The 19510-nt window shown below is 40.3% G+C and carries 17 protein-coding genes; 6 read left to right on the top strand and 11 right to left on the bottom strand.

Annotated features, from left to right (window positions below; genetic code table 11):
• Window position 1 precedes the first annotated feature (1 nt).
• The 5 genes from pcaF to PYV58_RS13995 form a co-directional block, all read right to left on the bottom strand.
• Window positions 2-1216: a 3-oxoadipyl-CoA thiolase gene (gene pcaF, locus PYV58_RS14015; RefSeq protein WP_275059553.1), complete on the bottom strand. Its 1215-nt coding sequence runs from the start codon at window positions 1214-1216 to the stop codon at window positions 2-4.
• A 132-nt stretch (window positions 1217-1348) separates the two neighbouring features.
• The gene (locus PYV58_RS14010; protein ID WP_004820437.1) at window positions 1349-2002 is read right to left on the bottom strand and encodes a 3-oxoacid CoA-transferase subunit B; all 654 of its coding nucleotides are present in this window, start codon (window positions 2000-2002) and stop codon (window positions 1349-1351) included.
• Between the two features lie 2 nt (window positions 2003-2004).
• On the bottom strand, window positions 2005-2688 hold the full coding sequence (locus PYV58_RS14005) for a 3-oxoacid CoA-transferase subunit A (RefSeq protein WP_275059552.1): 684 nt from the start codon (window positions 2686-2688) through the stop codon (window positions 2005-2007).
• A 136-nt stretch (window positions 2689-2824) separates the two neighbouring features.
• Window positions 2825-3115 carry a muconolactone Delta-isomerase gene (gene catC, locus PYV58_RS14000; protein WP_004820442.1) on the bottom strand — a complete coding sequence of 97 codons (291 nt, stop codon included), beginning with the start codon at window positions 3113-3115 and terminating at the stop codon, window positions 2825-2827.
• A gap of 14 nt (window positions 3116-3129) precedes the next feature.
• Complete coding sequence (locus PYV58_RS13995; RefSeq protein ID WP_004721566.1) at window positions 3130-4239, bottom strand: muconate/chloromuconate family cycloisomerase; 1110 nt, start codon at window positions 4237-4239, stop codon at window positions 3130-3132.
• Window positions 4240-4357: 118 nt separating this feature from the next.
• Between PYV58_RS13995 and catM the strand changes: the two genes are divergently transcribed.
• Window positions 4358-5275 (top strand): cis,cis-muconate-binding transcription regulator CatM, encoded by a 918-nt coding sequence (gene catM, locus PYV58_RS13990; protein WP_034617960.1) that lies wholly within the window; start codon window positions 4358-4360, stop codon window positions 5273-5275.
• A 194-nt stretch (window positions 5276-5469) separates the two neighbouring features.
• On the opposite strand, the gene PYV58_RS13985 is transcribed toward catM, so the two are convergent.
• The 3 genes from PYV58_RS13985 to catA all read right to left on the bottom strand — a co-directional run bounded on the left by PYV58_RS13985 (window position 5470) and on the right by catA (window position 9318).
• A complete protein-coding gene (locus tag PYV58_RS13985) occupies window positions 5470-7032 on the bottom strand; it encodes a dynamin family protein (protein WP_034617962.1) in 1563 nt (520 codons plus the stop codon).
• Window positions 7032-8288 (bottom strand): GTPase, encoded by a 1257-nt coding sequence (locus PYV58_RS13980; RefSeq protein ID WP_034617964.1) that lies wholly within the window; start codon window positions 8286-8288, stop codon window positions 7032-7034. Before PYV58_RS13980 ends, PYV58_RS13985 begins: the two co-directional genes overlap by 1 nt.
• An 85-nt stretch (window positions 8289-8373) precedes the next feature.
• On the bottom strand, window positions 8374-9318 hold the full coding sequence (gene catA / locus PYV58_RS13975) for a catechol 1,2-dioxygenase (RefSeq protein ID WP_034617966.1): 945 nt from the start codon (window positions 9316-9318) through the stop codon (window positions 8374-8376).
• 556 nt (window positions 9319-9874) lie between these two features.
• Here catA and PYV58_RS13970 point away from each other — a divergent pair.
• On the top strand, window positions 9875-11140 hold the full coding sequence (locus PYV58_RS13970; RefSeq protein ID WP_034617968.1) for an OprD family outer membrane porin: 1266 nt from the start codon (window positions 9875-9877) through the stop codon (window positions 11138-11140).
• A 556-nt stretch (window positions 11141-11696) separates the two neighbouring features.
• Here the strand turns inward: PYV58_RS13970 and PYV58_RS13965 are convergent.
• From PYV58_RS13965 to PYV58_RS13955, 3 genes are read right to left on the bottom strand one after another with little or no spacing between them, the layout of a single operon-like run.
• Window positions 11697-11819, bottom strand: a complete 123-nt coding sequence (locus PYV58_RS13965; protein WP_004721553.1) for a DUF2474 family protein — start codon at window positions 11817-11819, stop codon at window positions 11697-11699.
• 14 nt (window positions 11820-11833) lie between these two features.
• Window positions 11834-12838, bottom strand: a complete 1005-nt coding sequence (gene cydB, locus PYV58_RS13960) for a cytochrome d ubiquinol oxidase subunit II (protein WP_034617970.1) — start codon at window positions 12836-12838, stop codon at window positions 11834-11836.
• Window positions 12831-14288, bottom strand: a complete 1458-nt coding sequence (locus tag PYV58_RS13955) for a cytochrome ubiquinol oxidase subunit I (protein ID WP_034617972.1) — start codon at window positions 14286-14288, stop codon at window positions 12831-12833. The genes cydB and PYV58_RS13955 overlap by 8 nt, the downstream gene beginning before the upstream one ends.
• 344 nt (window positions 14289-14632) lie before the next feature.
• Between PYV58_RS13955 and PYV58_RS13950 the strand changes: the two genes are divergently transcribed.
• From PYV58_RS13950 to PYV58_RS13935, 4 genes are all read left to right on the top strand, one after another.
• Window positions 14633-15025, top strand: coding sequence for a CidA/LrgA family protein (locus tag PYV58_RS13950; RefSeq protein WP_171077812.1), 393 nt, complete (start codon window positions 14633-14635; stop codon window positions 15023-15025).
• Window positions 15022-15714, top strand: a complete 693-nt coding sequence (locus PYV58_RS13945) for an LrgB family protein (RefSeq protein WP_004820463.1) — start codon at window positions 15022-15024, stop codon at window positions 15712-15714. The genes PYV58_RS13950 and PYV58_RS13945 overlap by 4 nt, the downstream gene beginning before the upstream one ends.
• A gap of 570 nt (window positions 15715-16284) precedes the next feature.
• Window positions 16285-18081: a sigma 54-interacting transcriptional regulator gene (locus tag PYV58_RS13940; RefSeq protein ID WP_034616028.1), complete on the top strand. Its 1797-nt coding sequence runs from the start codon at window positions 16285-16287 to the stop codon at window positions 18079-18081.
• 510 nt (window positions 18082-18591) lie between these two features.
• Complete coding sequence (locus PYV58_RS13935) at window positions 18592-19473, top strand: transporter (RefSeq protein ID WP_034616032.1); 882 nt, start codon at window positions 18592-18594, stop codon at window positions 19471-19473.
• Window positions 19474-19510 lie beyond the last annotated feature (37 nt).

The raw sequence follows: 19510 nt of genomic DNA, 5'->3' as shown, positions 1-19510 counted from the left end.
CTTAATTTTGATCAACACGTTGAATAATGAGCGCGATACCTTGACCCACCCCAATACACATTGAACATAGGGCATATTCACCCTTGATTTGTTCAAGTTGATTTAAGGCTGTGGTCACCAGTCTGGCACCTGATGAACCCAAAGGATGACCTAAAGCAATCGCCCCACCATTGGGATTGACGCGTGCATCATCATCTGCCAAACCTAAATCACGGGTTACAGCCAAAGCTTGGGCGGCAAAGGCTTCATTCAGCTCAATCACATCCATTTGCGCTAAATTAAGATCGGCTTGTTTAAGCAGTTTCTTGATTGCAGGCGCAGGTGCAAAGCCCATAATTCGTGGCTCAACACCTACAGTGGTTGCTGCAATAATTTTGCCACGTGGTTTTAATTGGTATTTTTCTACGGCTTCATCTGAAGCGATCAATAAGGCTGCTGCACCATCATTAATCCCTGATGCATTACCCGCCGTGACCGTACCATCAGCTTTGACCACACCTTTAAGTTTTGTCAGTGCTGCTAAAGTAGTTGATGCACGTGGATGTTCATCTGTATCCACAAGCACAGCATCACCTTTACGCTGTGGAATAGTGACAGGCACAATCTCATTTTTGAAAAAGCCTTGAGCTTGTGCTGCCGCAGTACGTTGTTGGCTATTCAGCGCAAACTGATCTTGATCCGCACGGTTAATATTGAATTGTTCTGCTACGTTTTCAGCAGTTTGTGGCATGCTGTCCACACCATACAATTCTTTGAGTTTTGGATTGATAAAGCGCCAGCCCATGGTGGTGTCTTCGATCTTTTGACTGCGTCCAAAAGCACTGTCCGACTTACCCATCACATAGGGCGCACGGCTCATGCTTTCTACACCACCCGCAATAATTAAATCTGCTTCATTGGCTTTGATGGCACGAGCTGCCATGGCAATCGCATCCAGTGATGAACCACATAAACGATTGACAGTGGTTGCTGGCACTTGATAGGGCACACCTGCCAATAATGCTGACATACGCCCGACATTACGATTGTCTTCACCAGCCTGATTGGCACAGCCATAAATCACATCATCAACTTGCTGCCAATCTACCGTTGGATTACGTTGTATCAATGCTTGAATTGGAATAGCACCGAGGTCATCTGCACGGACTGGCGCAAGACCACCGGCATAACGACCAAATGGGGTACGGATGGCATCTATGATGTAAGCGTTTTTCATGTGTCTTTCCTTTTATATTGAATCCCCCCTTGCGAAGCAGTACTTCTCACCTTTTTAAAGAGAGACTTTCTCTCTTATCTTAATGAAAGAGAGAACCCCTCCCTTTCTTAAAGGGAGGTAGGGAGGGATTTATTATCCCTGTGTCGCATCAATCAATTGAGCACCCGTCAAAGCCTGTAACTCTTCAAAGCTCAGACCTGCAACTTTTTCAAGCACTTTTAAACCCTCTGCGGTCACATCAATCACGCATAAGTCAGTATAAATACGATCAACACAATGTTTACCTGTCACTGGATAGCTCAGTTCTTCAACAATCTTAGGTTCACCTTGCTTGGTCACATGGTCGGTGGTGATAAAGACTTTCTTGGCCCCTACAGCCAAATCCATTGCGCCACCCACCGCAGGAATCGCATCTGGCGCACCGGTATGCCAGTTGGCAAGATCACCATTAGCTGCCACTTGGAATGCACCCAATACAGCAATATCCAGATGTCCACCACGCATCATGGCAAAAGAATCACCATGATGGAAAAATGAGCCACCCGTTAGCATAGTCACATATTCTTTGCCTGCATTAATCAGCTCAGGATCTTCTTCACCTTTGGCGGGTGGAGGACCAAAAGCCAATAAACCATTTTCAGAATGTAGAAATACATCTTTGTCTGTTGGCAAATATTTTGAAATCTTGGTCGGTAAACCAATACCTAAATTGACATAAGCCCCATCGGGAATATCTTGGGCAACACGTTCAGCAATTTGGTCACGGCTTAGTTTTTGGTAGCTCATTGTTATTCTCCATTACCATTGGCTGCATCAACTGCAACCACATGCTGAACAAAAATTCCTGGGGTAATAATATGCTCAGGATCGAGTTGACCTAATTCAACCACCTCTGAAACCTGTGCAATGGTGACATCTGCAGCCATTGCCATGATTGGACCAAAGTTACGTGCTGATTTGTTATAAACCAAGTTGCCCCAACGGTCGCCTTGATGTGCTTTAATCAGTGCAAAATCTGCTTTAATTGGATATTCAAGCACATAGTCTTTGCCATCGATATGACGAGTTTCTTTACCATCTGCCAATAATGTGCCAAAGCCTGTTGGGGTAAATACGGCACCTAAACCCATTCCTGCGGCTTGAATACGACACGCGAGATTACCTTGAGGAACCAGTTCCAGTTCGATCTTGCCCGCATGATAGAGTTCGTCAAATACCCAAGAATCAGACTGACGAGGGAAAGAACAAATGATTTTACGGACTGCACCCGATTTAAGCAGTTTAGCCAGACCGTAATTGCCATTGCCTGCATTGTTATTGACAATCACCAGATCTTTAACGCCAAGTTCAATCAGCCCATCGATCAGCTCTGCGGGCTGTCCTGCTGTTCCAAAGCCACCAATCATAATGGTTGCACCATCTTTGATATGTGACAGAACCTCAGACAACGAGAGCTTACTTTTATCAATCATAAGACGAACCTTTTATCCATGTTTTTAAATTTCTATACATACCGCATTAGCAAAGATAGACATGTATAGAAACTTAAAAAACTGTGAGAAAGAACTTATCTCACAGTTATTTGGTCAATGAATTTACACCCGCTGCTTAATGGTCATCTTCTCGAATTGAAGACGGATGACGGTTTAAGGCCGTCACTTCGATATTCATATAAGGATATAAAGGCAATCCCTGTAAAATATTGTGGAGTTCTTCATTGCTCTCTACATCAAAAATACTGGTGTTTGAGTATTGGCCTGTAATACGCCAGATATGACGCCATTTCCCTTGACGTTGTAAATCTTGTGAATAAGCCTTTTCAATTGCTTTAATTTCATTGGCTTTTTCGACGGGCATATCGAGGGGGATGTGTACATCCATTCGTACTTGGAAAAGCATGTCAGCTCCTTGAATTATTGACGACGTAGGTTGTCGATTTTGTCTTCATCTAGTTCAATGCCGAGGCCCGGACCAGTTGGAATTTTGAGCTCAAAATTGCCATATTGAAGCGGTGTTTTTAAAATTTCTTCAGTCAGTAGCAGTGGGCCAAATAATTCAGTTCCCGCTGCGAGATTGCTAAATGTAGAGAAGGCATGTGCTGAGGCAATTGTTCCAACAGGACCTTCAAGCATAGTGCCACCATAAAGATCAATACCTGCCAGATTGGCGATTTTACCGACTTCGCATGCTTCAATCAGACCACCAGATTGCGCAACTTTTACCGCAAAAACTGAGGCTGCATTGGTTTTTGCCAAGTTATAAGCACTTTGTGGACCAGTTAATGATTCATCTGCCATGATCGCGATATCAAACTTACGGCTAAGACGTTGCATAGCATCAATATTATGAATTGCACAAGGCTGTTCAATCAGGTCAACGCCACCATCTTGAAGCATTTGAATCCCTTTAATTGCATTCAGTTCAGACCAAGCACGGTTAACGTCTACACGAATTGAGATGTCTGCGCCCAAGGCTTTTTTGATTGCCAATACATGCTCAACATCTTGTTCAACAGGACGTGATCCGATTTTTAACTTAAAGACATTGTGACGTTTTAACGCAATCATTTTTTCTGCTTCGGCAATGTCTTTTTCGGTGTTACCCGACGCCAAAACCCAAAGCACAGGAATACTGTCACGTAAGCGACCGCCTAGAATCTCACTCAGGGGTTGACCTAAACGTTGCGCTTGAATATCTAATAATGCAGTTTGAACAGCACATTTCGCAAAACGATTACCGTTGATATTACGATGGATCACTTGCATTGTTTGGGCAATATTGGCACCAGACAGTGTTTTTAACAATGGCGCAAAATAGGTTTCGATATTGGTCTTTACACTTTCAGGACTTTCTTCGCCATAACCTAAACCGCCAATTGTGGTCGCTTCACCCCAGCCAATTAAACCATCTTCAGTCGTGACTTTAATCAAGACCAAGGTTTGGGTTTGCATTGTCGCAACGGCCATCTTGTGAGGACGTATCGTTGGAATTTCGATTAACAGCGTTTCTATGGACTTGTACATCGTGGTTATTTCTTAAGTATCAATCTATTTATATACCCTAATTTAATGTAATATCTTTAACTAGGCCGATTTTGGTATTTTTAGATACTTAAAAGGTATATAAAAGGGATTTATAGAGATGGAATTAAGATATCTTCGTTATTTCGTTACAGTGGTTGAAGAGCAGAGTATTACCAAAGCTGCAGAAAAATTATGTATTGCTCAACCGCCATTGAGCCGTCAGATTCAAAAGTTAGAAGAAGAACTCGGTATTCTTTTATTTGAGCGTGGCACACGTCCAGTAAGAACAACTGAAGCAGGACAATTCTTTTACCAACATGCGGTACAAATTTTGACTCATACTGCGCAAGCCACCTCAATGGCGAAGCGTATTAGTTCAATGAATACAATTGTCCGTATTGGTTATGTCAGTTCATTGCTGTATGCGTTATTGCCTCAGGTAATTTATTTATTTCGTCAAAATAACCCTGATATTCAGGTTGAGCTGATTGAATATAGTACCAAGGATCAAATTGAAGCACTCAAACTCGGTAAAATAGATTTAGGCTTTGGTCGTTTAAGAATTAGTGATCCATCGATTAAGCGCATTTTATTGTACAAAGAGAAATTAAAATTAGCCGCGCATAAAAATCATCATTTAACCAGTTATATTGATAAAGGTATTTATTTATCGCAAATTATCAATGAACCTATTTTTTCTTATCCAGCCACACAGAAGCCCAATTTCTCAACCTTGATTCAATCCATTTTTACCGAATTAGGCTTGGTACCGAAAGATATGGTTGAAGTTCGAGAAATCCATATGGCTTTGGGTTTGGTGTCGTCAGGGGAAGGGATATGCATTATTCCTGAAAGCGCCAGTGAAATAGGCATGAAAAATCTGGTCTATATTCCGATTTTGGATATAGAGGCCTATAGTCCTATTTCATTAGCTGTGAGAAATATGGATCAAAGTCCTTATTTACCTAAAATTTTAGAATGTATTCGACAAGTATTTGAAGAAGAAGGGATTCCACTTCAACTCGATGGGGATTAATCGAGTATAGGCCTGCGCTGAGATCAATAAAAAATCCCCTCATCCTCGCCTTCTCCCAACGGGAGAAGGGACTTTCAATACCAATATGATTCACTCAACATGATCATTTTTTTGATTTATGCATGAGATCTATTGAGTTAATGATTTGAAACCATGATTTTAAAATATTGATTTTAAAATGACATTATCAGTCTTTATCCCTTCATTCTTAATGAATTCGCAATGTATTGTAGTTCCTGTTCGTCATTGATTAAGCCTTGCTGGATGGTGGCAATTTGCTCTTGAAGATTGCTCAGCAGTTCTTGGCATTGTGAAATAACTTCATCGCTATATAGATCAAGCTTTTGCCATAAACTATGTGAGATCTCGCTATATAAACGGTCATGGCCAATGGCCAAGATCTCGGTTGCATCATCAGCATAAATCACTTCATACGCCAGATGCTTAGCAAACTGTAACGGACTGAGAGGGGCATATTGCAGTTGATAATCCGATAAAGTATTTGCAATATGTTGTGATAGAAGCTGTTGAGCCTGTTGGGTCAGTGCACTATACAATTCATCCACCGCTTGCTGCTCGGCATGTTGCTCTAATAAGCTTGGCAGGGTTGCAATCATACTGCGCCATGTTTGCGTAATGATCTGCTGTTTATGTTGCAGCAAAGCGCTCATAGCATTGCTTAGCTGCTGCTGTAATTGATGCAGTTGTGGCACAACCTCAAGTTGTAAAGGCGTTAGAATTTGTTCTTGTAAATGATGTAACAATGCTTCCGCAGGTTTACGCTGTTTATAAGCCAGAGCAGGTTGGATCAAATGTAAAAGTGCATCAAATAAACGATTAAAACCTGCCATTTGCATGGCCTGATCATTGAAATCCGCATTTTTTAACATCTGAGAGGAGGTTGAAATTGGCGATTGCAACAGCACAGGATCAACTTGCATTGCGATCAGTTGGTCAATAGCACGGGTTTGAACATCGGTTTCTTGCAGATAACGTTGGTCAGAGGTTTTATTGCATAGAATCTGGCAAATGTCGCCATCGACTTCATCTTCTTCAAAATAATCACTGCGTGTCAGCACTGGCAATAACGGTTTATGTCGGCGTAATTCCTGCCCCAAAGCCGCTAATTCTTTGACTTGACCGGGTGAGGAGGAACTACTGAGCCAAAGGACACCATCCGCACTATCCATAAAGCGTTGGGTTAATGCTGCATTTTCTGGCGTAACGGAATGAAGTCCTGGGGTATCCAATAAAATGAGGTTGTTTGCTAAACAAACCCCTTGTAAGCGTGTGGTGGTTTCTGTGGCACCTTCTTTAAAACGCTCCTGACTATGGATAATTTGACCTGAGTCGAGATAAAAATATTCAACGCTTTGCTGGCGTCTGTGAAAACACTCTGCCAATACATTACAGAATGAACTTTTACCCGCATTGAATTTTCCGAAAATCAGCAAAATAATCTTATCGTCAAAATGATCTGCGATGGATTGTGCAGCATGTAGGGTTTCTAATTGTGTTTCCCAATGGCTGAGATAGCTTTCAAGCTGAGAATTGAGTACTGCGATGTCTTGGGCAATCTGACTATATGATGTCAGTCCAATGGGATTGATACGTTGTTTATTGAGATTGATCGCCAGTTGCTGATGCCAAGTGTGCATCTTATTTAAATGCAGGATGATGTCCTGTTCCTGCTGATCAAAAGCTTCGGTGCTCGCAATCAGCGTCTGAATCGAATCATGCGAATCATGGACGGTCATTATACCTGCTCCAAAGTGGTTGATGCCTGTTGGGCTTGTATGATGAGCTGCTGTTGCTGCTGCAAATTAAGTAATTGCTGTTGCAACTGCATTCGATCAGAAGACAATTCAAAATAATGGGCAAATTCACCACGTAAACGCTGACGACCTGATTCTTCGACAAAAATAAGATTGAGATCTTTACGCAGTTTGACCGAGACACCCATCACCGCAACCATGACCGTATCTAGACTGCGTACATTACTTTTTTGCGTATCAGGTAAACCCACCACACCATAGCGCACCAGATGGCTATTGATTTCGATACAGGCACGAGAATAAGCCACTTGAATACGGTTACGATCACGTTTGCCCGCGGTTACTTTATACATATTGGCAAAAGAATCTGGTTCTAGCGAATTATCCTGCCCAGAGATCTGTAGGACCGGTTGTAAATCTTGACGCACTTTATCTAATATTTGATTGAGATCACGCTCAAAATTTTGGCGTTGCTGCTGTAAGCTTGTTGTAAGTTGCTGAATGTTGCTTTGAATGGTTTCTAGGTGGTGGGATAAGCGCGTTTTTAGATCAACAATGATCTGTTTTTTTTCAAATTGACGTATTGCGGGGACTTGCTCAAGCATCCGATGAAGTGTGTGTTGTAGTTCGGGGATACCACTGCGTTGTACCAGTACGGGTTTGGAATTTTCGATACCTTGACGGTGCCGTGTAGCTGATACAGGTCGTATCGTTGCAGTTGGTGCTTGATTTTGAATGCTATCAATAATCTGTGTTAAAACGGCTTGATCTGGAATCTGGTCAATTTGAGTAAGCAGCAGTAAGCTTTGACGTTGGGTCTGCTTTGCATCTTGCTCGAATTGCTGGAATAAGTGTAATTCATAAGGATCAAACTCACCTTCACGTACCGAATGCACCATGAGGCGAATATCCGCTTTGTTCCACATCGCATCTTGAGCAAGTTGATCATCGATTGTCGCCACATCAGCATCCAAACCCGGTGCATCTAACCAGCGGATTTGATGTTGCAGATGTTCGGATAGGGCCACCGTTTCTCGTTTATCCGCAACTGAGAAAATATCTTGACCAATAAGCTCATTTAACAGTCGGCTTTTACCATGATTATATTTGCCAATCACTGTAACCGTCGGAAATTGACCTGCCTGTAGAATGGCACGCAGTCGAGCCAGAGCTTTCGCATCTTCAGGTACAACGGCTAAAATAGTATTGCTTGCTGCATCAAAAGTATGAATATCCATCTAAATATCTTTTCCATAAAATAAATCAGGCTAAACCGTTACAGCTCGCCTGATTTCAAGATTCACAAAATGACTTTTAGCTGAATTAAGCTTGTAGGCGAGGGCGGTCAACCACATGGTTATCAATACCATCTACAAGGCGGCTAAGTCTGAGGTCAAATACCATTTCGGCAAATGGACCTTCAACACCGTTGGCTTGGATCGCTGCTGCATCTGTATGTTCGATTGCGTCAACCACAAGGCCTTCACGTGTTGCGTAGGCGAAGTCATCATAGGTGTACGGGTCGCCAGCAACGTTAATTTGCGTGGTTAGTTTGCGATGACCATCTGCAGATACAAAGAAATGAATATGTGCAGGACGATTACCATGACGGCCTAATTGATTTAACAATTGTTGAGTTGGGCCTTCTGGTGGACAGCCATAACCTGCAGGCAGAATCGTTTGTACACGGTATTGACCTTGAGCATCCGTCATAATGGTACGACGCATATTAAAAGGCTGTTGTTCGCCAGTTGGGTCAAAGTGTGAATAAAAACCTTTGGTATTGGCATGCCAGATTTCAACTTGTGCATTTGGCAGTGGTTGACCATCTGCAGCGTAAATTGTACCGTGCAAAATCAGGGTATGACCATTTGGATCACTGCCATCATCCATACGAGCAAAACCTTGGGCAACAGGTGCACCTGCGACATAAAGTGGGCCTTCAATGGTACGCGGGGTTGGGTTCTCAATACCCAAAGCGGCATCAATTGCATCCATACGCATATCAAGGAAGTGGTCAAAGCCTAAACCAGGAGAAAGTAAGCCTGCTTCATGACTGGTACCTAGCTGGTTTAAATATGCAATTGCAGCCCAATATTCGTCAGAAGAAATCTCTAAATCTTCAATGGTCTTAAATAAGTCAGAAACCACCCGATGAATGATTTGCTTAGTACGAGGATTTCCACCGTCTTGCTCAAGCCCGCTGAGTAGGTTAATGAAATTCTGTACTTCTTCCGTCTCGAAAATTCTAATATTATTGGCTGTCATGGCTATCTCCTTAATCTTGCCATAATGCTGGTTTGCGTCATATCTTTTAAGATATGTTGTGCGTTGAGCCAGCATCATTCCTAATCTTGCTTGGTTCATAAATCCTTCTATATACCTTAATTGAATGTAATCCCCTTATCTAGACTGAATTCGGTATCTTTAAATACTTAAAAGGTATATTTAACCCGCTCAAATGATAAAACTGTGATGCTGTCATGCTATAGCTTGAAAATAACCATGTTGTTAGATCATTAAAAATAATAAAAAATATTTATTTTTCAATATCTTAAAATGTATTTTTATACATAAAAAATTGTTTATCTAGATTTAAAATAGCAGTGGTATGACTGAAAAGGTATAAACATATACCACATTATACATGGAAAATTACATTAATAATTCTGATAATGGGTAATACTGATGTATTTCCTTAATTATATCATTTTGAATTTATTTATATTTTAAGGAAGTGCAAAAGTTTTGTCTGGAGGATAAGACAAAGAATACCCTAGAACTTACACAACAAGAATTTCAAAGATTCAGGAAAGGATTTCCCATGTTAAAGCTAAATCTGCTTTATAGAACTCAACGAGTTGCACTTTATACGCTGTTTGGATGTCTGAGTATAGATGCCGCTTATGCCGAGTTTTTAGAAGAGAGTAACACCAGTATTTATTTACGTAATTTCTATAATGAACGTGACTACGAAGATACCAAACATGACCTCGGCAGTTGGTCGCAGGCGGCATCTGGGCGCTTTGAATCGGGTTATAGCGACACTGCGCTACAAGTCGGTTTAGATTTTGGTTTTCAATATGCCCTACGTTTAAATGATCGTTATGATGAACGTTTAGATACCGTTTTTAAATATGACAAAAGTGAAGCCCAACAAGCACGGGATTATTTAAAATTAGGTGCCACCTTAAAACTTAAATATCAAAATACAGAGCTTAAAGTGGGGGAGCTTTTTCCAAAAACACCAGTTTTATTTATTGATGATTCTCGACAATTGGTGACGACCTATGCTGGGGTAATGTTAGAAAGCCAAGACATTCAAAATTTAAAACTGTCCGCAGGTCGTTTTACCCATGTCAATGCCCGAGATGATGATGAATATAGAAAATTCACTTTGGGCAACTCCACAGATCCCAACAAAAGAAGTGATGGTTTAAATTTTATCGGCTTAGACTATAAGTTTACCCCAAACTTCACTGGTTCATACTGGTTTGGTCAGTTGGAAGATATTTATCAACAACACTATTTCAATGCGGTTTATACAGAAAAAGTCAATGAGACCAAGCTAAAAGTAGATGCGCGCTATTTTAATTATAAAGAGGATGGCGATGCTTATTTTGGAAACATCGATGTTCAATCTCTAGGATTACAAGCGAGTGCACAACATGGGCCAAATACCTTTTTAGCGGGTGTGCAAAAACATTTCGGTGAGGATAATATTCCACTTTTAAATGGTTATGTCCCGCAAGGATATTTACAGACTTGGTCTACAATTGCTTTTTATAAAGCGAAAGAGTTTACTTGGCATGCCTTATATAGTTATGACTTTAAAGATCATGGCGTACCGGGCTTGAAACTGACCTTGCGTTATTTAAATGGTAGTGACATTTATCGGGCTGGCTTTAAGGATAATAAAGAAACCGAGAAGAATTTGATTGTAAACTATACTGTTCCAGAAGGACGGTTAAAGGGGCTTGGAGTGGAATGGCGCTATATTGATGCCAATATTAAATATGGTGTTGGAAACATGCCAGGCAAGGATTTTGTGGAAAATCGTTTTATCACAACCTATACCTTTAAATTCTAATTTTTGCTCAATCCGATAAATCGAGTGATGCCCTCTATTAAAAATAAGGGGCATCATCTTTAGTAGTCAGGACATTTAAGCGTCCAAGTATAGTTAACCTGTAAAAACTGAGACACAAGAATATAATTTCTCTTAATTAACATTTTTAATTAAATCAATTGTATGGAGAAAATAAATTGTTTGATTCTAAAAAGCTTGCAATGCTACACCTTACATTCAAAGTTTAAATATCTTTGCGTAGGCGATGCCTCCCTTTTTAGAGATAAAAAGGGACAAAAATCTTTTATTGAGCGAGGGGTACATCCTATACCCCCGCTCAACGGCGACATCCTTGTCGCCCCACGATAGGATAAGTATCTATGCTTCAAAAGCACAAAAAGTGAATTGATAACCAGCAGTTTCTAAAAGTTTATACAAATACTTAAGCTTCATTTCTGATCAATGACTTGATGCAAATCAGTTGTATAAATATTTAGGTGGTTTGGCTATAAATAAGGATAAGCATAGTTAAATACTTATCCTTTCTTCGCTAGTCAGATCATCAACAGGTATATGCCTAATAGGCAAAACTAAGCATTAATCTAAACAAACCCGCAATTAAAGCCAATGCTGCAAAACCGAAACACCACAACAAAATAAACCATGTTGCAGGGTTGAGTTGTTTGATGTATTTGTTCATCTAAAACTCCTTGATCAATGGTAGCCTTCATCACCAATACGGACTTTGTCTCGGAAAACCCAGTAAGACAAGAAGGTATAAGCGATAATAATTGGGATCAGAATTGCCGCGCCGACCAAGGTAAATTTAAGACTTGATTCTGGTGCAGCGGCTTGCCAAATTGAAACTGAAGGTGGAATGATATTGGGCCATAAACTAATTACAAATCCTGTAAATGCTAGAAAAACCAATGCCAGCGTATAGACAAAAGGTTTGATCTCATGTCGTTGCTTACAAGCATGTAAAATTAAACCAGAAAAGAGTACAACTAAAATAGGCACAGGGCTGAAATAGATGAGGTTTGGTAATGCAAACCAGCGCTGGGCAATTTCAGGATGTGTGATCGGGGTATAGATACTGACGGCAGCAAAAATAATCATTAACGTGATTAACAGCTTTGGCATCAGCGTATACATGATGTCTTGTAAACGCGCTTCCGTTTTTAAAATCAACCAGCCACAACCTAAAGTGGCATACATGACAACAACACCTAAACCAGTGAAAAGTGAAAAAGGGGTAAACCAATCCCATACACCGCCACTATAAATACCCGCAGTGGTTTGAATACCTTGGATATATGCACCAAGGATAACCCCTTGGAAAAAGCTGGATAAGATTGATCCCCAAATAAAGGCTTGATCCCATAAGTATTTGGTTCGAGTTGCTTTAAAGCGGAACTCGAAGGCAACACCACGAAAAATCAATGCGACCACCATAAATATAATGGGAAGGTATAAAGCAGAGAGTACCGTAGAATAGACCAGCGGAAAGGCTGCAAATAATCCCGCGCCGCCAAGCACCATCCATGTTTCGTTACCATCCCAGACAGGGGCGACCGTATTCATCATGACATCACGTTCTTGTCGGTCTGGAATAAATGGAAAGAGAATGCCAATGCCTAAATCAAAACCATCCATCACCACATAAATCAGTACACCTAAACCAATAATGCCGACCCATATTAAAGCGAGATCAATCATGATGTTTCTCCTTATTTTGATCTAGCGGCGCTTGTTGTCCATCGATTGGATCATCCACAGCACTGAGGGGGCGTAATGGGGTTTTAAAATGCCCTAAACCAGTTATTTCAGGATCTAAATGAGTTAAAAACTCAGGTCCAGATTTCATGAGTCTGAACATATAATAAATCCCTGCACCAAATACAACGGTATACACCAGTACAAAAATGATCAGACTGAGTCCCACTTGGTCTGCTGTTACGGTATGCGATAACGCATCTTTGGTACGTAACACGCCATAAACCACCCAAGGCTGTCTTCCTACTTCTGTTGTAACCCAACCTGCGAGTAAAGCGATATAACCCGTTGGACCCATCACAATGGCGAATTTATGAAACCATGTAGACTCATAGAGGCGATTCTTTTTGCGTAACCATAAGGCTGTTAAAGACAGCAGTACCATTAACATGCCAAGCCCCACCATGACACGGAAGCTCCAGAACACGATGGCTACATTTGGGCGATCTTCAGCTGCAAAATCCTTTAATCCAGTGACTTCGCCATCTAAGGAGTGGGTTAGAATCAAACTGCCTAAATAGGGAATACCGAATTCAGTTGTATTTTTTTCTTGTTGCATGTTTGGTGTTGCAAACAGCAGAAGTGGCATCGCATGGTCACGGTTGGTCTCCCAGTGTCCTTCAATTGCTGCCAATTTCGCTGGTTGATGTTTTAAGGTGTTTAAACCATGGTTGTCGCCAATAACCACTTGTAAACAAGAGGTTACCAGCACCATCCATAAACCCATAGAGAATGATTTTTTAATTAATTCATCACGACGACCTTTAAGCAGGTGCCAGCCCGCTGTGCCTACAACCAATAATGAAGACACTAAAAATGCAGCTGTTGCCATATGTGCAAAGCGATAGGGGAACGAGGGGTTAAATACAATTGCCCACCAGTCCTTCGGGACAATGATGCCATTTTCTATTGCAAAACCTTGTGGTGTTTGCATCCAACTGTTAGAGGACAAAATCCAGAACATGGAAATACAGGTTCCGATGGCGACCATAAGTGTGGCAAAAAAATGTGCTTTTGCGGTGACTCGGCCCCAACCAAAAAGCATGATTCCTAAGAAGCCTGCTTCTAAGAAAAATGCGCTTAAAACCTCATAGGTGAGTAATGGTCCCGTCACACTGCCTGAGATACGCGAGAACTCACTCCAGTTGGTACCAAACTGGTAGGCCATGACAATGCCTGAAACAACACCCATAGCAAATGCAACAGCAAAAATCTTAATCCAGTATTTGAAAAGGTCTTTGTAAACTGGGTTTTGTGTACGCAACCATTTCCATTCCAGCAGTGCAAGGAAACAGGCTAAACCAATGGAGGTTGCAGGGAAAATAATGTGAAAAGACACAGTGAAAGCAAACTGAATTCTTGCCAGTTCTAGTGCAGTTAATCCGAGACTCATTGCATGCCCCATCGTTGCTTGAGGCATTGGACCGCTATAGACCCATGACCGTCATGATTAAGTTTGGAAAAAACCATAGATCGTTCCATAAAAACTACCTACTTAGAAATAATTATTATGATGTTGCACCATTATTTAGTTGGGATGTAGGTACAGAAAATGAGGAGAAAAAATATAACAGATTTTTAAAAAATGGCTAAACTGTTATATTTTTATCGGCTGCTTTTGTAGCTATATTTTTTCTTTAATGCACTGCAAACTACGGATATATCACTCAATTTTAAGTTGAAAAAAGGTATGTACCGTTAAATTTAGCTTGAGTCATGATGAATATACGGATGTAAATGACAGTGTTTTATACAAGATCTGAGTTAACCACCATTAAGCGCGCGAGCTACCAAATCAGCTTGATTATCGCGATTTGGGGTTTTGCATATATGTTGCAAAAACTGTTGAATTTACCCATTGCATCAGGTGTTTTAGGTTTTTTTATATTGCTAATTTTATTGCAAATGCAATGGCTTAACTTGGAAAAGGTGAGTCTAGGTGCCGATATTCTGTTGGGTGAGCTGTTACTGTTTTTTATTCCGCCAGTGGTCGGTGTGATCCAGTATCAGCAATTGCTTTTGATCAGTGGTTGGAAAATATTTCTGGTGATTTTACTCAGTACCGCTTTGGTGATGGCAAGCTCTGTGTTGGTGGTGAAACTATTCTTGCAACAGGATGATGTGGAATGACGGAGTTGTGGGGCGTTTTTTACTTGCTGTGGACGGTAGTGTGTTACTTCGTGGCAAAGCGCGTATTTGTTTTTACCCAGAAAATATATTTTTCTCCGATTATTGTGGTGCCGAGTCTCAGTATTATTTTGATCTTTATATTTCAGCATCGCTTTCAAGACTATTACCTATACACCCAATATTTGGTTGCCATGTTAGGACCAATTACAGTGGCATTTGCGATTCCTGTATTTCGTTATAGAGCGATCGTCAAACAATATTTTTTCGTTTTAATCGTCAGTTCTAGTGTGTCTATGCTGGTGGGGATTTTAAGTAGCTGGCTATTGGCAAGTATGTTCAATTTCGACGAAATTTTGAAAAATAGTCTTTTGGCACGTTCGATTTCTATTCCATTTGCTTTGGAGTTGACTGAAAAGATTGGCGGCTCAATCAGTTTAATTCCCTTGTTTACGGTCATAACAGGCTTAGTGGGGATGTTATTTGGTGATTTTTTACTGTTATGGATGCGCTATAAAAACCGTATTGCACAAGGCGCTGCTCTAGGAAATGCCGCTCATGCGATGGGGATTGCGCGAGCAAGACAACGTCATGAGTTAGAAGGGGTGATTGCCAGTCTATCCATGATTATTTCAGGAATCATCATGGTGTTATTTGCGCCATTTATGATTTCATTGATGAGGGGCTGTTGATATTTCATAAATGGCTTGCGTTGTAGGTTAAAATTGAGCAGGCAAGGCATGAAACGAAGAGAATAGCGAGACTATTTTCGAGTTTCATAACGAAGGCTGAGATAATTTTAGCCACAACCCTGAGCAAGAACAAAGCACTGCTTTGTTTGCAGCGCAAGGCGCAGCGGGGGACTAGCGTGTTTTTTGCCGCTACGTCGTTACAAACTACTCATTTAGAATGACTAAATTTCGTATTTCGCGCCTAGTATCGCCTAAAAAACACACATAGTCGCAAACATAGACGAATTCTCAACAGACCCCAAACATATTGTTTGATTTCATTTTATTTAGATTGAAAAATAACATTTAAGAATGAAGTCTAGACTGCATTTAAAGACAGTATGCAATGTGTAATATAATTGATTTACATCAATATTTATTTTAAATCTCCGTATGGGATTTTGTGATAGTGCAGATGTTGCGCTACATATTTAATTGTATTTAGCCCTTGTCATATTCTAGAGAGGGTGATTTTATATTGGGATCATCAAGGGGATGATCGAAAGCAACTGCTGGATTTGGAATAGGCTTATGGATGGGTTATCTGAATTTTCTTGGCAAAATATTAAATATAACTTTTACAATACTGGAGAACTGCCAGAGATTGTGCAACGAGATTCACCTATTTTACAGCTTTGGGAAAGTGCAAAAAATTCGGGCTTGAGCCCTTTCTCCAAAATCACTGACTTAGACGAGTTTCCTGTCGCTGACCTTTCACAGGGCGATATAAAATTAGCCGCATTGGCTGAAGGTGTATTAAATGATGTCTGGCGCTTATTTGGGCAACAGGATGTTATCGTTTTCTTAATTAATCATCAGCTTAAAATTATTGCTGAACGTCACAATCCTGATTTAGATGACCAATATCATTATTTATGTACGGGTCGTATTATTGAGCCCTCTGTGTTTGGTGCGATTGCACCGACATGTAGTGTGATGTCTAAACAGCCTATGATTATGACAGGGCATCAACATTATCTGGATGAATTTTCAAATTATTCTTGTGCATCGGTTCCGATATTCAATGGCTGTGGTGATGTGCTCGGCGCTTTAGATATCACTTCACCACAAGGGCTTTTGGCGAGCAATTGGTTGCGTCACTTACTTTACCAAAGTTATATTTTGGAAAATAAGATTATTCAGGCAGCGCTACAACCTGATCAACGGGTCCTTTATTTTCAACATTCCAAAGATTTACTGGACAATGCCTATACGGGCATGATGGTACTGGATCATTCAGGAAAAATCCTCAAAGCCAACCAAATGGCGTTGAAATTGCTGAACTGTTCTATTGAGCAATTGTTGCAGCAACCAATGGATCATTTTTTACTCACTGAGCATTTGAATCCGTTAAATTCGAGTGATTGTTTTTTAATTCAAAGTTTTGACCATGCATTTTTTTATGCCCAGCTACGTAGTGTGAATGGGCCGTTGCAGAATAAAACAAGCAAATTCACGACACAGCATTTGCTTGATCAAGCGCTGAAAGCATTAAAAGCCGATATTCCTGTATTGATTACCGGAGAAACAGGTACAGGTAAGGATCATTTTGCTCAGCAGTTACATCAGAAGCTGGATGTAGATTTGCCTTTTATTTCAATTAATTGCGGTGCAATACCAGATCATTTGCTTGAAGCAGAATTATTTGGTTATGAAGGCGGCGCTTTTACAGGTGCTAAACGGCAAGGCGAAAAAGGCTTAATTGAACTGGCAGATCAGGGCATACTCTTTCTCGACGAGATTGGTGATTTACCTTTACATTTACAAGTGAAAATTTTAAGAGTGTTACAAGATCAGCAGTTCTATCGGGTTGGAGGACGTAAACCGATCAAGTCAGCATTTAAACTGTTATGTGCAACACATCAGGATTTAAAAAGTAAAATACAACAGCAGTCATTCCGCCGTGATTTATATTATCGTATTTGCGGTTTTCAGGTACATTTACAACCCTTACGCTTACGTCAAGATAAACAGGTTATTTTACATCACATTCTGGATCAATTTGGCATAGCGCAATGGTCGAGCCATGTAGAACAACAATTTGAAAGGCACACATGGGAAGGAAATATTCGTGAATTAATTCATGTGGTGAAGCTATCCGCAGCGTTTAAAGACAGTGAAATTTTAAATCATTTATATTTACCTGAAGCTGATTTAGCGATTCAGCAGCAAAGTAAGCAACTGATATTAGATGAAAATAAAAACTTAAATAGCTTGACCAAGCAAATGATTGTGCAAGTGTTACAAGAAGAACATGGCAATATCGCAAGGACAGCGAAACGCTTAAACATTTCAAGAACAACGATATATAAATATATTGGCAATTAATACTGATTTTATTGCAACGTTTACTCCATCCAAAGCTTGATCTTGGGACTGTATATTAGGCCTTGTCGAAACAGCTTTGGCTTTTTTCTGATTGTTCATCATGCTAGGGCAACTCAAAGTTGCCTAAATATCAACTTATTACGTACGCATTATTTTTAAACTTAACTAGCCCTTATTCTTGTTTTTAACCATTATTCATATTTAACCCTCATCCTTGTTTTAGGCCCCCAGTGATTGTCCATTGATTGGACAGTGTATTCTCAATGCTGTCCATTTATTGGACATTGGGAATGTGGATTTATTTTAAGTCTATGATTATTAATTATAAAAATATTGGCACGCTAACTGCAAATATTCTATGGCTCATATTTGATTAAAACAAATCTATCAATCGATTTATTAAGTGTAGATGGTCGATTCGTCATCGATAAATCGATTGATTTTTGATTCAAAATTTAAACAAGTGCAATGAGTAGTGAAAAGGATGCTTGAAACTAAAGGGAATAAATGATGCGTTTTAGCAATAAAAATAGCCTGCTTCTTATGTTGAGTGGCATGTTTGTACAGTATAGCCATGCGATTGACGTAAACGTGGGGGATTATACAGCATTGCCAAAAGGGACCAATGCAGGTGTGTTCTATTATCAACATAGTCAAATGGAGGGTTATTACCAAAATGGCGATAAAACCAGAGCTGAATCTAAATCGGATATCGGTATTGCGCGCTTAATTCATTACACCGACATCGCTGGTTTACGTGCAACACCTCAAATAATTTTACCATTTGGAACAATACGGCATACGCAAATTGGCGATACTGATTTAAACAATGCCTCAGGTTTTGCAGATCCAGTGATTGCTTCTGCTTTTTGGTTGATTAATCAACCTGAACAAGGTTCATCGGGTCGTTATCTGGCATTTACCCCATTTATTTATCTGCCATTTGGGCAATATGATCGAAATGACGCGGTGAATTTAGGCGAAAACCGATTTAAGTATGATCTTCAACTGGCATGGGTACAGCCGCTATATGGCAAGCTTGCTTTTGAACTTTATCAAGATGTGATTTTGTATGGAGACAACGATGAAGCGGGAAAGGGCGATCAAACACTTTCACAAGCGACCAGCTATCAAACTCAATTTAACTTACGTTACGACTTGAATTCTAAACAGAGAATAGCCCTCGGTTATGCCGCAAATTATGGGGGTGAGCAACAATTGGATGGAATCAAACTGGATCAGAACATGGAAAAACAACAAGCGCGATTGGAGTTTCAGCAAATGCTGAATGCAAAAACTCAATTAAGTGCGCAGTTGCTTTCAGACACACGAACAGAAAGCGGATTTAAGAAGGATTACGGTTTGAATTTTCGTGTTTTTTACATTTTTTAATTTAAAGCAGGTGTAACACATTGATTGCGTCATTTTT

The sequence above is a fragment of the Acinetobacter sp. TAC-1 genome (genome assembly GCF_029025845.1).
Lineage (GTDB): Bacteria > Pseudomonadota > Gammaproteobacteria > Pseudomonadales > Moraxellaceae > Acinetobacter > Acinetobacter guillouiae.
This window is presented reverse-complemented; position numbering and strand designations above follow the sequence as displayed.

Coding starts and splice junctions, on each gene's coding strand:
- pcaF (WP_275059553.1), bottom strand. CDS start 1,216: ATGAAAAACGCTTACATCATAGATGCCATCCGTACCCCATTTGGTCGT.
- PYV58_RS14010 (WP_004820437.1), bottom strand. CDS start 2,002: ATGAGCTACCAAAAACTAAGCCGTGACCAAATTGCTGAACGTGTTGCC.
- PYV58_RS14005 (WP_275059552.1), bottom strand. CDS start 2,688: ATGATTGATAAAAGTAAGCTCTCGTTGTCTGAGGTTCTGTCACATATC.
- catC (WP_004820442.1), bottom strand. CDS start 3,115: ATGCTTTTCCAAGTACGAATGGATGTACACATCCCCCTCGATATGCCC.
- PYV58_RS13995 (WP_004721566.1), bottom strand. CDS start 4,239: ATGTACAAGTCCATAGAAACGCTGTTAATCGAAATTCCAACGATACGT.
- catM (WP_034617960.1), top strand. CDS start 4,358: ATGGAATTAAGATATCTTCGTTATTTCGTTACAGTGGTTGAAGAGCAG.
- PYV58_RS13985 (WP_034617962.1), bottom strand. CDS start 7,032: ATGACCGTCCATGATTCGCATGATTCGATTCAGACGCTGATTGCGAGC.
- PYV58_RS13980 (WP_034617964.1), bottom strand. CDS start 8,288: ATGGATATTCATACTTTTGATGCAGCAAGCAATACTATTTTAGCCGTT.
- catA (WP_034617966.1), bottom strand. CDS start 9,318: ATGACAGCCAATAATATTAGAATTTTCGAGACGGAAGAAGTACAGAAT.
- PYV58_RS13970 (WP_034617968.1), top strand. CDS start 9,875: ATGTTAAAGCTAAATCTGCTTTATAGAACTCAACGAGTTGCACTTTAT.
- PYV58_RS13965 (WP_004721553.1), bottom strand. CDS start 11,819: ATGAACAAATACATCAAACAACTCAACCCTGCAACATGGTTTATTTTG.
- cydB (WP_034617970.1), bottom strand. CDS start 12,838: ATGATTGATCTCGCTTTAATATGGGTCGGCATTATTGGTTTAGGTGTA.
- PYV58_RS13955 (WP_034617972.1), bottom strand. CDS start 14,288: ATGAGTCTCGGATTAACTGCACTAGAACTGGCAAGAATTCAGTTTGCT.
- PYV58_RS13950 (WP_171077812.1), top strand. CDS start 14,633: ATGACAGTGTTTTATACAAGATCTGAGTTAACCACCATTAAGCGCGCG.
- PYV58_RS13945 (WP_004820463.1), top strand. CDS start 15,022: ATGACGGAGTTGTGGGGCGTTTTTTACTTGCTGTGGACGGTAGTGTGT.
- PYV58_RS13940 (WP_034616028.1), top strand. CDS start 16,285: ATGGATGGGTTATCTGAATTTTCTTGGCAAAATATTAAATATAACTTT.
- PYV58_RS13935 (WP_034616032.1), top strand. CDS start 18,592: ATGCGTTTTAGCAATAAAAATAGCCTGCTTCTTATGTTGAGTGGCATG.